The sequence below is a fragment of the Streptomyces sp. NPDC127114 genome (assembly GCF_042677525.1).
Taxonomy (GTDB): domain Bacteria; phylum Actinomycetota; class Actinomycetes; order Streptomycetales; family Streptomycetaceae; genus Streptomyces.
Genome location: NZ_JBHXTJ010000081.1, coordinates 1 through 14512 on the forward strand (window position 1 = coordinate 1; position 14512 = coordinate 14512).

General features: G+C 74.4%; 9 protein-coding genes. All 9 read left to right on the plus strand.

Annotated features, from left to right (window positions below; all coding sequences use genetic code 11):
* Window positions 1–34 precede the first annotated feature (34 nt).
* The 9 genes from ACFVGS_RS36910 to ACFVGS_RS36950 all read left to right on the plus strand — a co-directional run bounded on the left by ACFVGS_RS36910 (window position 35) and on the right by ACFVGS_RS36950 (window position 14300).
* On the plus strand, window positions 35–2368 hold the full coding sequence (locus tag ACFVGS_RS36910) for an ATP/GTP-binding protein (RefSeq protein WP_385696818.1): 2334 nt from the start codon (window positions 35–37) through the stop codon (window positions 2366–2368).
* A 223-nt stretch (window positions 2369–2591) separates the two neighbouring features.
* A complete protein-coding gene (locus ACFVGS_RS36915; protein WP_384421700.1) occupies window positions 2592–4181 on the plus strand; it encodes a PucR family transcriptional regulator in 1590 nt (529 codons plus the stop codon).
* A gap of 89 nt (window positions 4182–4270) precedes the next feature.
* Window positions 4271–5242 carry an EamA family transporter gene (locus ACFVGS_RS36920; protein WP_385696807.1) on the plus strand — a complete coding sequence of 324 codons (972 nt, stop codon included), beginning with the start codon at window positions 4271–4273 and terminating at the stop codon, window positions 5240–5242.
* Between the two features lie 91 nt (window positions 5243–5333).
* A complete protein-coding gene (locus tag ACFVGS_RS36925) occupies window positions 5334–6671 on the plus strand; it encodes a PQQ-binding-like beta-propeller repeat protein (RefSeq protein ID WP_385696809.1) in 1338 nt (445 codons plus the stop codon).
* 160 nt (window positions 6672–6831) lie between these two features.
* Window positions 6832–8277 carry an aldehyde dehydrogenase family protein gene (locus ACFVGS_RS36930; RefSeq protein ID WP_384421743.1) on the plus strand — a complete coding sequence of 482 codons (1446 nt, stop codon included), beginning with the start codon at window positions 6832–6834 and terminating at the stop codon, window positions 8275–8277.
* Between the two features lie 166 nt (window positions 8278–8443).
* Window positions 8444–10372, plus strand: coding sequence for an acyl-CoA dehydrogenase family protein (locus tag ACFVGS_RS36935; RefSeq protein ID WP_385696812.1), 1929 nt, complete (start codon window positions 8444–8446; stop codon window positions 10370–10372).
* A 94-nt stretch (window positions 10373–10466) separates the two neighbouring features.
* Window positions 10467–11714, plus strand: coding sequence for a 3-phosphoshikimate 1-carboxyvinyltransferase (gene aroA / locus ACFVGS_RS36940; protein ID WP_385696814.1), 1248 nt, complete (start codon window positions 10467–10469; stop codon window positions 11712–11714).
* A 34-nt stretch (window positions 11715–11748) separates the two neighbouring features.
* On the plus strand, window positions 11749–12999 hold the full coding sequence (gene dxr, locus ACFVGS_RS36945; protein WP_384421692.1) for a 1-deoxy-D-xylulose-5-phosphate reductoisomerase: 1251 nt from the start codon (window positions 11749–11751) through the stop codon (window positions 12997–12999).
* The gene (locus ACFVGS_RS36950) at window positions 12996–14300 is read left to right on the plus strand and encodes a M50 family metallopeptidase (protein ID WP_384421690.1); all 1305 of its coding nucleotides are present in this window, start codon (window positions 12996–12998) and stop codon (window positions 14298–14300) included. The genes dxr and ACFVGS_RS36950 overlap by 4 nt, the downstream gene beginning before the upstream one ends.
* Window positions 14301–14512 lie beyond the last annotated feature (212 nt).

Below are 14512 nucleotides of genomic sequence, written 5' to 3' on the forward strand. Positions count from 1 at the left end.
GTCCGCCGAGGCGCGGCGACCGGCCCCGGCCGGGGTGCCCGCGCCGCCCGCCGCGCCGCCGCGGCCCGTCCCGGCGACCGGCGCCGCCGGCCCGGTCGCCGCGTGGCTGGACGCGCCGCGGCCGGAGGCGGGGCCGGGGATCTGGCGGTTCCGGCACGTGCCGCCCGGCCCCGAGGGGCCCGAGCGGCTCGCGCCGGTCACCATCGCCGGGATGCTGATCCCGGTGGCGATCGGACTGCTCGCCTGGTCCGCCTGGCGCTCCGAGGTCTTCCCGTACAAGCCCGAGTTCCTCTGGCTGCTCACGCCGAGGGAATGGTGGTACCCGGCCACCACCGCTCCCGTGGACTGGCACGGCCAGGCGGCCCGCGCCATGTACGACGGCGTGTTCCTCCTCGTCCTCGTGGCCGCCATCGGCTTCCTCGGCTCCTGGCGCACGATCGTCCGGCACTACGTCGGCCGGTTCCGCCCCGGCACCCGCGCCGCCCTCGCGGGCGCCATGGCCCTGGGCACCCTCGTCCTCGTCTGGCCCGAGGCCTTCGGCCTCGACTGGGACCCGCTGCCCGTCGTGTCGCCCGTGCTCGCGCTCGTCGCCCTGCTCACCGGCGGGTTCGACGTGTTCACCTCGCCGTTCGTCGTCTACACCCTCTACACGCTGATCACCCTCCTCGTCCTGTGGCCGTTCGCCCGGCTCGGCGACTGGAAGGGCCTCGTCCGGGCCCGGCGCGCCCGTACCGCGGCGTCCGCCGCCGCCCGGACCGCGCCCGCCGCGCCCGCCGGGCCCGTCGTCCCCCGCTCCCAGTGGCCCGAGCTCCGCGAGGCGGGCGAGTCGCAGGCCGCCGACCTGCTCGCCGCCGCCGTCGCCGACGGCCGGATGAACGACGTCGACTGCGCCCGCGTCCGACGCGCCTGGCAGGACACCCGCCACGACGCCGTGCGCCGCGCCGCCCTGGTCGGAAAGCTGCTCCGCGACGGGCCGGCCGCGGGCGGCCACCCGTCCGGCGACCGCGACCTGCCCGGCCGGGCGGCCACGCACGACCTGCTCCTCGGCCAGGTCCGCGTCGGGCGGTACCCGGCCGGCGAGCGCACGCCCCGCGACTACCACCAGGCCGGTCTCGCCCTCGACCCCGGACTCCTCGCCACCTCGCTGCTCGCCGTCGGTCCCTCCGGATCCGGCAAGACCCGCTCCCTCGTCGCCCCGGTCGTCGAGTCGCTCACCCTCCAGGCCCTCGCGGGCGGCTGCTCCGTCGTCGCCGTCGCCGCGACCGGCGCGCCGCTCGGCCCCGAGGGGGCCTACGACGTCGTGATCCGGCTCGGCGACCCGTCCTCTCCGTACGACCTCGACCTCTACGCCGGGGCGACCGACCCCGACGAGGCCGCCGCCTTCCTCGCCGAAGGACTCGTCGGCGACATGGAGGGCGTGGAGACCCGCCGCGCCGCCACCGTCCTCGCCCAGCTCATCGGCCCCTACCGGGCCGCGTACGACCGCTTCCCCACCGTCCCGGTGCTCCGCGAGCTCCTGGAGGCCCGGCCCGAGACCCTGCGCACCCTGCTCGACCTGCTGCCCGAGGACACCGCCGCCCAGGCGATGCGGCGCGAGCTGGAGTCCCGGATCCGCCAGGTCGGCACCGCGACCGACCTCGGCCCCGTCCTCGCCGACCGGCTCGCGGCGCTCGACCGGCCGGTGTTCGCCGAGTTCTTCGGCGGCGGCGCGGACGGCCGCCCGTTCTCCCTGCGCGCCGTCGCCCAGCACCCCGTACGGGTCCGGATCGGCCTCCCCGACGGCGCCCACGAGGAGGCCGCCCGGCTCCTCAACCGGCTGCTGCTCGCCCAGTTCCAGTCCGTCGTACGGGACCGGGACCGGGACCGCCCGTCGCGCGGCCACTTCGCCTGCCTGGTGCTCGACGACGCGGCCGGCGCGCTCACCCCCGGGACCGTGCGGGCCCTGCAGCGGCTGCGCCCGCAGAACGCGGGCGTCGTCCTCGCCCTCCGTACCCTCGCGGAGGTGCCGGCCGCGCTGCACGGGCCGCTGCTCGCGGTGGTCGGCTGCCGGATGGCCTTCGCGGGCATCCCCAACTGGGACGGCCGGGCCTTCGCCGAGGCGTGGGGCACCGAACGGGTGGAGACCACCGAGGTCGCCCACCACACCGTCTTCGCCGACCAGCCGATGACCCGGGCCTTCCACGCCCTCCGCAAGCTGATGACCGGCAAGGCGGTGACGACGGAGGCGGTGACGGTGCGCGAGGTCGAGCGCGAGCGATGGTCCGCCTCCGACCTCGCCCACGCCGTGCCGCCGGGCCACGCCGTCCTGTCCCTCACGCACGTCGGGGGCGAGCGCACCCCGCCGCTCCTGGTCGACCTGCGCGGCTGAGGACGGGCGGGCGGAACCGGCCGGGGCAGGGAGGGCGCGGCGTACGGGCAAGGCGGCGGCGAACGGGCGAGGATGCGGCGTACGGGCGAGGGCGGGGCCCGGTGCGGACTGGCAGAATCAGGGACACGCCGCCCCCGACGGGCGGCCGCCTCCCCATCCGCGCGACCCCCCACCCCCGACGCGCACCTCCCTCCCCAGAACCTCAAAGGTCCGACGGTCCCCAATGCCGCCCACCCTCGCCTCGCTCGTCCAGCACTCGGCGCTCAAGCTCACCGTCCGTGCCGGTGAGGACCGCCTCGACACCCCCGTGCGCTGGGCGCACGTGAGCGAGCTCACCGACCCCGTCCCCTACATGGAGGGCGGCGAACTGCTGCTCACCACCGCCCTCACGCTCGACGCCGAGGACCCCGAGGCGATGCGGCGCTATGTGCGGCGGCTGCTCGGCGCCGGCGTCGTGGGGCTCGGCTTCGCCGTCGGCGTCAACTACGAGGACATCCCGGCGGCGCTGCTCGAAGCGGCCCGCGAGGAGCACCTGCCGCTGCTCGAAGTGCCGCGGCGGACGCCGTTCCTCGCCATCAGCAAGGCCGTGTCCGCGGCCATCGCCGCCGACCAGTACCGGGCCGTGACCGCCGGATTCGAGGCGCAGCGCGAGCTGACCAGGGCCGCGCTCGCCGAGGGCCCCGACGCCGTCGTCGCCCGGCTCGCGGCGCACGTCGACGGCTGGGCCGCGCTGTACGACACCTCCGGCACCGTGATCGCCGTCGCGCCCGAGTGGGCGGCGCGCCGGGCCGCCCGGCTCACGTCCGACGTGGAACGGCTCCGGGAGCGGCCCGCGCCCGCGAGCGCGGTCGTCGGCGGCACCGACGACCGGGTCGAGCTGCAGTCCCTCGGCACCGGGCGACGGGTCCGCGGGGCGCTCGCGGTCGGCACGGGAGCTCCGCTGGGCACGGCCGAGCGCTACGCCGTGCACTCGGCGATCGCCCTGCTCACCCTCACCACGGAACGCTCCCGCTCGCTCCAGGCCGCCGAGCAGCGGCTCGGCGCGGCGGTGCTGCGGATGCTGCTCGCCGGCCAGCCGGACCACGCGCGGGCCGTGGCGGGCGACCTGTACGGCGGGCTGCTCGACGCCCCGTTCCGGCTGCTCATCGCCGAGCCGGTCGCGTCGGCCGAGCCGAAGGAGGGCGAGCCGCCGCTCTCGGCGCTCGCCGAGACGCTGGAGGCCGCGGCCGCCCGCGCGGGCGAGTCGGTGCTGACCGTGCCGGAGGGCCCGGAGGGCGGCGAGCGGCTCGTGGTCCTCGCCGGTGACGGCGGAGCGGTCGTCACCGCGTGCGAGGCGTTCGCCACGCGCGAGGCGGAGGAGGCGGGCCTGGTGGTGGGGCTCTCGGCCCCGACCGGCCCGATCGCCGCGGCAGCCGCCTACAAGCAGGCCGAGCAGGCGCTCTCGGTGGCCCGGCGGCGCGGCCGCGCCCTGGTCGAGCACGAGGAACTGGCGGCCGGCTCCGTCCTGCCCCTCCTCGCCGACGACGCGGTCCGCGCCTTCGCCGACGGCCTGCTGCGCGCCCTGTACGAACACGACGCCACCGGCCGAGGCGACCTGGTCGCCTCCCTCCGGGCCTGGCTCTCCCGCCACGGCCAGTGGGACGCGGCCGCCGCCGACCTGGGCGTCCACCGCCACACGCTGCGCTACCGGATGCGCCGGGTGGAGGAGATCCTCGGCCGCTCGCTCGACGACCCGGACGTGCGGATGGAGCTGTGGCTGGCCCTGAAGGCGACGGGCGACGGCGGCACGGCCCCGCTCCCGAAGGGGGAATGACGGGGAGTCGCCGCCGTTCCGGGCCCAGCGTGCCCGATCCCGGGCAGAATTGTTGGTCCGCATGCCCCTGACTGCCTAATCTCCTGGGCATGACAACCCCCGCCGCAGGTACGGCTCCAGAAGCCTCAGACGCCCCGTCAGTCGGTCCGGCCCCCGCGGCCGCCCGACCCGCCCGCCGGATCCCCGCCGCGGTGTGGGCGGCGCTCGGGATCGTGTACGTCGTCTGGGGCTCCACGTACCTCGGCATCCGGGTCGTCGTCCACGACCTGCCGCCGTTCCTGTCCGCGGGCACCCGCTTCGTCACCGCGGGCGTGCTGCTCGCCGGCGTCATCGCCTGGCGGCAGGGTCCGGCCGCGCTCAAGGTGAGCCCGCGGCAGCTGGCCTCCGCGGTCGCCGTCGGCCTGCTGCTGATCCTCGGCGGCAACGGGCTCGTCGTCCTCGCCGAGACGTCCGTGCCGTCGGGGCTCGCCGCGCTGCTGGTCGCCGTCGTCCCGGTCTGGGTCGTGGTCCTCAAGGCGGTCTCCGGCGAGCGCCCGAGCCTGGGCGGGACCGTGGGCGTACTGCTCGGGCTCGCCGGACTCGCGGTGCTGACGCTGCCCGGGCTCAGCGGCGAGGTGCAGCTCGGCGGCGTCCTGCTCGTGGTCGTCGCGGCCCTCAGCTGGTCGGCCGGCTCCTTCGTCTCCTCGCGGATCCCGATGCCCGCCAACCCGTTCACCGCGAGCGTGTACGAGATGCTCGCGGGCGGCCTCGCGGGCCTCGGCGTCGGCCTGGTCCGCGGCGAGCAGCACGGCCTCGACCTGGCGGCCGTGCCCGGCAGCGCCTGGTTCGCCCTCGGCTACCTGGTCGTCTTCGGCTCGCTCATCGCCTTCACCGCCTACGCCTGGCTCCTCCAGACCGCGCCCGTCTCCCTCGTCGCGACCTACGCCTACGTGAACCCGGTCGTCGCCGTCGCTCTCGGCGCCCTGATCCTGAACGAGTCCCTGACCTGGTCGATCGCACTCGGCGGCGCGATCGTGGTCGCGGGCGTCTGGGCCATCGTCTCGACCGAGCGCCGCGGGTGATCGACCGTCGCCCAGGGCCCGTCCGGCGGATCATGGCCGGCCAGGCCCTAGGCTGACGAGGTCACGACAGCTTCGACCGGGGGAGAGCGGCATGGCGGCACGAGGGACGGGCGGCGCGGCGGCGGGGTCGCGGGGGCCATGGATCGCCTGGCTGGTGGTCCTCGGTGTCCTGCTCGCCCTCGGCGGCGGGCTCGCCTCCTGCGTGGCCTCCGAGACCGGGCACATGCCGGGCGACTCCATGGAGCGCGCCTGGGACACCCCGTACGACAAGCCGGCCGCCCCGTACGGCAACGCGGCCTGGGTCGTCGGCGACACCGTCGTCCGCAGCCGCTTCGACGCCGTCACCGGCTTCGACGCCCGGACGGGCGCGCGCCGCTGGGAGTACGCCGTGCCCGGCCGGGCCGAGATCTGCGCCACCAGCGGCGTCGGCGGCGGCGCGGCCCCCGGCGACACCGCCGACGCGGTCGCGCTGATCGGTCTCATGGACCCGGGCACGGGCGGCCGGACCGGGCAGGCGGGCAAGGGCTGCGCCACCGTCGCCGCGATCGACCTGAAAACCGGCCGTGAACTGTGGCGCACCACCCGCACTCCGGGCGACACCGACCCGGAGGACGCCACCGGCGTCCTCGCCACCGGCTCCGGGCTCGCCGTCCTCCGTGACGAGGACGCGCAGTGGGACGAGGACCCGGGCCGGCGCACCCGGCCCGTCCTCCCGGGCGACCGGGCGCTGCGTGCCTTCGACCCGCGCACCGGCGCCCCGCGTTGGAAGGCCGCCGTGCCCGACGGCTGTGTCCCGCGCGCGGTGGCCGTCGCGCCCGAGCGGGTCCTGGCGGCCCTGCGGTGCGCGACCGAGGCGAAGCTGGCCGCCTTCGACCCGGCCACCGGCAAGGAGCTGTGGACCTCGGCGCTCGGCGCCCGGCGGCCCGTCGACCCGAAGGCCGTCGTGTCCTTCCTGTCCGCCGAGCCGACGGTCCTCATGGTCCAGGACGCGGTGCCGCACGGCCTCCACGCCTTCGTCGGTTTCGGTGCGGACGGCCGCCGCCAGGGCGAGTTCCAGCTCGGCAGCGGCGCCGTCGCCGTCGCGGACGGCAAGGTCTTCGACAGCTCCGGCAGCGGCGTCACCGCCGTCGACCCGGCCACCGGCAAGGAGCTGTGGACCTCCGAGTCCTGGGGCTCCTGGCGCGAGGCCACGGCGATGCACGCCGACGACGGCCGCGTCTCGGTCTTCACCCGCTCCCGGAAGGGCCTCGACGAGCTGTACGTCCTCGACGCGGCCACCGGCGAGGAGGTCGACCGGCGCACCTTCGACCGCGACACCGACGACGGCAACGAGGAGCTCGCGGGCCTCTTCCGCCACGAGGACCTCTGGATCGCCGCCCGCTGGGGCCAGGGCGAGCGGCGCCCCTTCTCCGCCTACCGCACCTGGTGACGCGCGGCCGCTTCCGCCAAAGCGGACAGGAGTTCCCGTCCACCACTCCACACCGGACAAGCCCCCGCCCGCCCGCTTCGCCCTAACGTGTCACCAGAGCGCGAGAGCACCCCCCTCGCACCCTCCAGCGATGCACCGAAACGGAAAGGGCCGGTACGCGATGACGACCACCCACGCCTTCTGGCTCGCCGGCCGCGAGGCCACCGGCGAGGCCACCTTCGACGTCACGAACTCGTACGACGGACGTCTGGTCGGCAAGGTCAGCGTGCCCACCGAGGCCCAGGTCGAGGAGGCCGTCGCCGCCGCGCACGCCGTCGTCGACGAGTTCGCCGCCACCCCGGCGCACGTCCGCGCCGCCGCCCTCGACCACGTGTCGAAGCGGCTCGCCGAGCGCACCGAGGAGATCGCCCAGGTCATCTCCGCCGAGAACGGCAAGCCCGTCAAGTGGGCCCGCGGCGAGGTCGGCCGTGCCGTCTCCGTCTTCCGGTTCGCCGCGGAGGAGGCCCGCCGCTGGAACGCCGGCGAGGCCCAGCGCCTCGACACCGAGGCCGGCGGCGTCGGCCGGCTCGCGCTGACCCGCCGCATCCCCAAGGGCGTCGTCCTCGGCATCGCGCCGTTCAACTTCCCGCTGAACCTCAGCGCCCACAAGGTCGCCCCGGCCATCGCCGTCGGTGCCCCGATCATCCTCAAGCCGGCCCCGTCCACCCCGATCTCCTCCCTGATCCTGGGCGAGCTGCTGGCCGAGACCGACCTGCCGGCCGGCTCCTGGTCGATCCTCACCGTGCCGAACGACCGCATGCCCGCCCTCGTCCAGGACGAGCGCCTCCCGGTCATCTCCTTCACCGGCTCCGACAAGGTCGGCTACGCCATCCAGGAATCCGTGCCGCACAAGCACTGCACCCTGGAGCTCGGCGGCAACGCCGCCGCCGTCGTCCTCCCGGACTGGTCCTCCGAGGCCGACCTGGACTGGGCCGCGAGCCGCATCGCGACCTTCTCCAACTACCAGGGCGGCCAGTCCTGCATCTCCGTGCAGCGCGTGATCGCCGACGCCTCCGTCTACGACCGCCTGCTGCCGAAGATCGTCGCCGCGGTCGAGGCCCAGGTCACCGGCGACCCGGCGGACGACGCCACCGACGTCGGCCCGCTCGTCGACGAGAACGCCGCCAAGCGCGTCGAGGCCTGGGTGGACGAGGCCGTCGCGGCCGGCGCCAAGCTGCTCGCCGGCGGCAAGCGCGAGGGCGCCACCTACGCCCCGACCGTCCTCACCGACCTCCCGGCCGACGTCACCCTGGCCCGCGCCGAGGTCTTCGGCCCGGTCCTGACCGTCGCCAAGGTGGACGGCGAGGCCGAGGCGTTCGCCGCGGTCAACGACTCCGACTTCGGCCTCCAGGCTGGCGTCTTCACCCACGACCTCCAGGCCGCCTTCCGCGCCCACCGGGCCCTCGAGGTCGGCGGCGTGATCGTCGGCGACGTCCCCTCGTACCGCGCCGACCAGATGCCGTACGGCGGTGCCAAGCGCTCCGGCGTCGGCCGCGAGGGCGTCAAGTACGCCATGGACGACTACACCTACGAGCGCGTCCTGGTCCTGACGGGCCTGGCGCTCTAGCCCGTACACCCGTACGGACGAAGAGACCGGCGGTCCGAGCCCACTGTGCGGGGGCTCGGACCGCCCTTCGTCTTTCCGAACCCCCCGATATCGGGTACGACGGACGAGTAGCACCGCGTTACGCCAGGCCGATCAGGCTCCCGACGAGCGGCGAGGTGAGCTCCTCATGTCCGCACCCACCCAGCGGCCGCCCAAGGTGACCGAACGCGAGGCCCGGCAGGTCGCCGAGGCGGCCCGCCAGCAGGACTGGCACAAGCCGAGCTTCGCCAAGGAACTCTTCCTCGGACGCTTCCGCCTGGACCTCATCCATCCGCACCCGATGCCCGCCGACGAGGACGTACGGCGCGGCGAGGCCTTCCTCGCCAAGCTGCGGGCCTTCTGCGAGACCGAGGTCGACGGCGCCCGCATCGAGCGCGAGGCCCGCATCCCGGACGAGACCGTGCGCGGCCTCAAGGAACTCGGCGCGCTCGGCATGAAGATCGACCCGAAGTACGGCGGTCTCGGCCTCACCCAGCTGTACTACAACCGCGCCCTCGCCCTGGTCGGCTCGGTCAGCCCCGCGCTGGGCGCGCTGCTCTCCGCCCATCAGTCGATCGGCGTACCGCAGCCGCTGAAGATCTTCGGCACGCAGGAGCAGAAGGACGCCTTCCTGCCCCGGCTCGCCCGCAGCGACATCTCCGCCTTCCTGCTCACCGAGCCCGACGTCGGCTCCGACCCGGCCCGGCTCGCCACCACGGCCGTGCCCGACGGCGACGACACGTACGTCCTGGACGGCGTGAAGCTGTGGACGACGAACGGCGTCGTCGCCGACCTCCTCGTCGTCATGGCCCGCGTCCCCGCCTCCGAGGGCCACAAGGGCGGCATCACGGCCTTCGTCGTCGAGGGCGACTCGCCCGGCATCACCGTCGAGCACCGCAACGCCTTCATGGGCCTGCGCGGCCTGGAGAACGGCGTCACCCGCTTCCACCAGGTGCGGGTCCCCGCCGCGAACCGCATCGGCCCCGAGGGCGCCGGCCTCAAGATCGCGCTCACCACCCTCAACACCGGCCGGCTCTCCCTGCCCGCCGCCTGCGCGGGCGCCGGCAAGTGGTGTCTGAAGATCGCCCGCGAATGGGCCGCCGAACGCGAGCAGTGGGGCAAGCCGGTCGCCCGGCACGAGGCGGTCGGCACCAAGATCTCCTTCATCGCCACCACCGCCTTCGCCCTGGAGGCCGTCGTCGACCTCGCGTCCCAGATGGCCGACGAGGACCGCAACGACATCCGCATCGAGGCCGCCCTCGCCAAGCTGTACGGCTCCGAGATGGCCTGGAAGATCGCCGACGAACTCGTCCAGATCCGCGGCGGCCGCGGCTACGAGACCGCCGACTCGCTCGCCGCCCGCGGCGAGCGCGCCGTCCCCGCCGAACAGGTCCTGCGCGACCTCCGCATCAACCGGATCTTCGAGGGCTCCACCGAGATCATGCACCTGCTGATCGCCCGCGAGGCCGTCGACGCCCACCTCGCCGTCGCCGGCGACATCATCGACCCCGACAAGCCGCTCACGGACAAGGCGAGGGCGGGCGCCCGGGCCGGCGGCTTCTACGCCCGCTGGCTGCCGCAGCTCGTCGCGGGACAGGGACAGCTCCCGGGCGCGTACGCGGAGTTCGGGGAGCTCGCCACCCACCTCAGGTACGTCGAGCGCACCTCCCGCAAGCTCGCCCGCTCCACCTTCTACGCCATGTCCCGCTGGCAGGGGAAGATGGAGCTCAAGCAGGCCTTCCTCGGCCGGATCGTCGACATCGGCGCCGAACTCTTCGCCATGGCCGCCGTCTGCGTACGCGCCGAACTCCTCCGCACCACCGGCGCCCACGGCCGCGAGGCCCACCAGCTCGCGGACGCCTTCTGCCGCCAGGCCCGGCTCCGGATCGCGGAGCTCTTCGGCCGCCTCTGGTCCAACACCGACGACCTGGACCGCAAGGTCGTCGACGGTGTCCTGGCGGGCTCGTACACGTGGCTGGAGGAAGGCATCCTCGACCCCAGCGACGACGGCCCCTGGATCGCGGACACCACCCCCGGCCCGTCGACGCGGGAGAACGTCCACCGCAAGATCACCTGAGCCCTGACCGGAGGCGGCCCGGCCCGCCGGCCCGCCTCCGTCCACCCTCCGGACGCCCCCGCCGCCGGCGTGTGCCCCGCGGCAGGATGGCCGTGTGACCGTCATCGACATCCCCGGCTCCAAGTCCGTCACCGCCCGCGCGCTCTTCCTCGCCGCCGCCGCCGAAGGCACCACCACGCTGCTCCGGCCGTTGCGGTCCGACGACACCGAGGGCTTCGCCGAAGGGCTGAAGACCCTCGGCTACGCCGTACGGCAGGAGCCCGGTGCGTGGCACATCGAGGGGCGGCCCGCCGGGCCGGGGGCCGGCGAGGCGGACGTGTACTGCCGGGACGGCGCCACCACCGCCCGCTTCCTGCCCGCGCTCGCCGCCGCCGGGCACGGCACCTTCCGGTTCGACGCCTCCGCCCAGATGCGCCGCCGCCCGCTCGGGCCGCTCACCACCGCGCTGCGCGAGCTGGGCGTCGACCTGGCGCACGGCGAGCGCGAGGGCCACCACCCGCTCACGGTCCACGGCCGCGGCATCAAGGGCGGCGCGATCCGCCTCGACGCCGGCCAGTCCTCCCAGTACCTCACCGCGCTGCTCCTGCTCGGCCCGCTCACCGCCGAGGGCCTCGCGATCACCGTCACGGACCTGGTCTCGGAGCCGTACGTCGAGATCACCCTCGCGATGATGCGGGCCTTCGGCGCCGAGATCGCCCGCGAGGACGGGCCGGAAGGCCGTACGTACACGGTCGCGCCCACCGGCTACCGGGCGACCACGTACGCGATCGAGCCCGACGCCTCCACCTCCAGTTACTTCTTCGCCGCGGCCGCCCTGACGCCCGGCGCCGCCGTCACCGTGCCGGGCCTCGGCACCGGCGCGCTCCAGGGCGACCTCGCCTTCGTGGACGTGCTGCGCCGCATGGGCGCCGAGGCCGACATCACCGGCACCGGCACCACCGTCCGCTCCACCGGCCGGCTGCGCGGCCTCACCGTCGCCATGCGCGACATCTCCGACACCATGCCCACCCTCGCCGCGCTCGCGCCCTTCGCCGACGGGCCCGTGCGCATCGAGGACGTCGCCAACACCCGGGTCAAGGAGTGCGACCGGCTCGACGCCTGCGCCGAGAACCTGCGCCGGCTCGGGATCGACGTCGCCACCGGCCCCGACTGGATCGAGATCCGTCCCGGAACCCCGGCCGGACCCGTCGAGATCGCCACGCACGGCGACCACCGCATCGTGATGTCCTTCGCGGTCACCGCGCTGCGCACGCCCGGCATCACCTTCGACGACCCCGGCTGCGTCCGGAAGACCTTCCCGGACTTCCACACCGTTTTCGCAGCCTTCGCACGGGGGCTGTGAGGAGCGCACGGTCTTTGCGGCAAGAATGGGGGGCATGAGCGACCGCCCCTCTCCTCTCGCCGACCCGCACATCGCCTTCGACGTGTCCGAAGGCCGCCGGGACATCGTCGTCCTCGGCTCCACCGGGTCCATCGGCACCCAGGCCATCGACCTGGTCCTGCGCAACCCCGACCGGTTCCGGGTCACCGCCCTCGCCGCCTCCGGCGGCCGGACCGGGCTGCTCGCGGAGCAGGCGCACCGGCTGCGGGTCGGCACGGTCGCCGTCGCCCGCGAGGAGGCCGTCGAGGAGCTCCGTACCGCCCTCAAGGCGCTCTACGGCTCCGAGCCGCTTCCCGAGATCCTGGCCGGCCCCGACGCCGCCACCCAGCTCGCCGCCTCGCCCTGCCACACCGTCCTCAACGGCATCACCGGCTCCATCGGCCTCGCGCCCACCCTGGCCGCCCTGGAGGCCGGCCGGACCCTGGCGCTCGCCAACAAGGAGTCCCTGATCGTCGGCGGCCCGCTGGTGAAGGCGCTGGCCAAGCCCGGCCAGATCATCCCGGTCGACTCCGAGCACGCCGCCCTCTTCCAGGCGCTCGCCGCCGGCACCCGCGCCGACGTCCGCAAGCTGGTCGTCACCGCCTCCGGCGGCCCCTTCCGCGGCCGGACCCGCCAGGAGCTGGAAGGCGTCACCCGCGAGGACGCCCTCGCCCACCCGACCTGGGCGATGGGCCCGGTCATCACCGTGAACAGCGCCACCCTGGTCAACAAGGGCCTGGAGGTCATCGAGGCGCACCTGCTCTACGACATCCCGTTCGACCGCATCGAGGTCGTCGTCCACCCGCAGTCGTACGTCCACTCCATGGTCGAGTTCACCGACGGCTCCACCCTCGCCCAGGCCACCCCGCCCGACATGCGCGGCCCGATCGCCATCGGCATCGGCTGGCCCGAGCGGGTCCCCGACGCGGCCCCCGCCTTCGACTGGTCCACCGCCTCCACCTGGGAGTTCTTCCCGCTCGACAACGAGGCCTTCCCCTCCGTGAACCTCGCCCGCCACGTCGGCGAGCTCGGCGGCACCGCGCCCGCCGTCTTCAACGCCGCCAACGAGGAGTGCGTGGACGCCTTCCTCGCCGGAAGGCTGCCGTTCACCGGAATCATGGATACGGTCACAGCGGTCGTCACCGAGCACGGGGCCCCCGGCCGGGGAACCCCGCTCACGGTGTCGGACGTCCTGGAAGCGGAGACCTGGGCCAGGGCCCGGGCCCGGGAACTCGCGGCGAAGGCAATCGCGGAGGCGCGCGCATGACCACACTCCTGACCGTTCTCGGCATCGTGCTGTTCGCGCTGGGACTCCTCGTCTCCATCGCGTGGCACGAGCTGGGGCACCTCTCCACGGCCAAGCTGTTCGGCATCCGCGTGCCGCAGTACATGGTCGGCTTCGGCCCCACCATCTGGTCGCGGAAGAAGGGCGAGACGGAGTACGGCATCAAGGCCATCCCGGCCGGCGGCTACATCCGCATGATCGGCATGTTCCCGCCCGGCAAGGACGGCCGGATCGAGGCCCGCTCCACCTCCCCGTGGCGCTCCATGATCGAGGACGCCCGCGAGGCCTCCTTCGAGGAGCTGCAGCCCGGCGACGAGTCCCGGCTCTTCTATACGCGCAAGCCGTGGAAGCGCGTCATCGTCATGTTCGCCGGGCCGTTCATGAACCTGGTCCTCGCCGTCGTGCTGTTCTTCGGCAGTGCCATGGCCATCGGCTTCGAGACCCAGACCACCAAGGTCGCCGGCGTCCAGAAGTGCGTCATCGCCCAGGACACCAAGCGCGAGCAGTGCCAGGCCGGCGACCCGGTCTCGCCCGCGTACGCGGCGGGCCTGAAGGAGGGCGACAGGATCGTCGCCTTCAACGGCACCCCGGTCTCGGACTGGAACACGCTCTCCGACCACATCCGCGAGACCATCGGCCCCGCCACCGTCACCGTGGAGCGCGGCGGACAGCGGATCGACCTGCACCCGACCCTCATCAAGAACGAGGTCTACAAGAAGGACGCCGACGGCCGGGTCGTCCAGCCGCTGCAGACCGTGCCCGCCGGCTACCTGGGCTTCGCCTCCAAGACCGAGGTCCTGCCGCTGACCTTCGGCGAGTCCGTCGACCGGATGTCCGACCAGCTCCAGGCCGGCGTCGAGTCCGTCATCGCCCTGCCCGGCAAGATCCCCGCCCTGTGGAACGCCGCCTTCGGCGACGGCGAGCGCGAGAAGGACTCGCCCGTCGGCGTGGTCGGCGCCGCCCGCCTCAGCGGCGAGCTGATGACCCTGGACGCGCCGCCGCAGACGATCCTCGTCTGGTTCATGAACCTGCTGGTCATGTTCAACGTGTCGCTGTTCCTGTTCAACATGCTCCCGCTGCTGCCGCTCGACGGCGGCCACATCGCCGGCGCCCTGTGGGAATCGGTCCGCCGGCACACCGCGCGGATCTTCCGGCGGCCCGACCCGGGCCCGTTCGACGTGGCCAAGCTCATGCCGGCCGCGTACGTGGTGGCGGGCGTGTTCGTCTGCTTCACCCTGCTCGTCCTGGTCGCCGACATCGTCAACCCGGTGAAGCTGACCTAGCGCCCACCCGGCCGGACACCCCTGCGGTGTCCGGCCGCCCGCCCCAGGGGCGGTAATCTCGAAGACCTGAGCCCGATGAACCACACCTTGGGGTTGTACAGCTGATGACCGCGATCTCTCTCGGTATCCCGTCCGTTCCGACCCGGCTCGCCGAGCGGCGCAAGAGCCGCCAGATCCAGGTCGGATCGGTGGCCGTCGGCGGCGACGCCCCG

Coding starts and splice junctions, on each gene's coding strand:
- ACFVGS_RS36915 (WP_384421700.1), top strand. CDS start 2,592: ATGCCGCCCACCCTCGCCTCGCTCGTCCAGCACTCGGCGCTCAAGCTC.
- ACFVGS_RS36920 (WP_385696807.1), top strand. CDS start 4,271: ATGACAACCCCCGCCGCAGGTACGGCTCCAGAAGCCTCAGACGCCCCG.
- ACFVGS_RS36925 (WP_385696809.1), top strand. CDS start 5,334: ATGGCGGCACGAGGGACGGGCGGCGCGGCGGCGGGGTCGCGGGGGCCA.
- ACFVGS_RS36930 (WP_384421743.1), top strand. CDS start 6,832: ATGACGACCACCCACGCCTTCTGGCTCGCCGGCCGCGAGGCCACCGGC.
- ACFVGS_RS36935 (WP_385696812.1), top strand. CDS start 8,444: ATGTCCGCACCCACCCAGCGGCCGCCCAAGGTGACCGAACGCGAGGCC.
- dxr (WP_384421692.1), top strand. CDS start 11,749: ATGAGCGACCGCCCCTCTCCTCTCGCCGACCCGCACATCGCCTTCGAC.
- ACFVGS_RS36950 (WP_384421690.1), top strand. CDS start 12,996: ATGACCACACTCCTGACCGTTCTCGGCATCGTGCTGTTCGCGCTGGGA.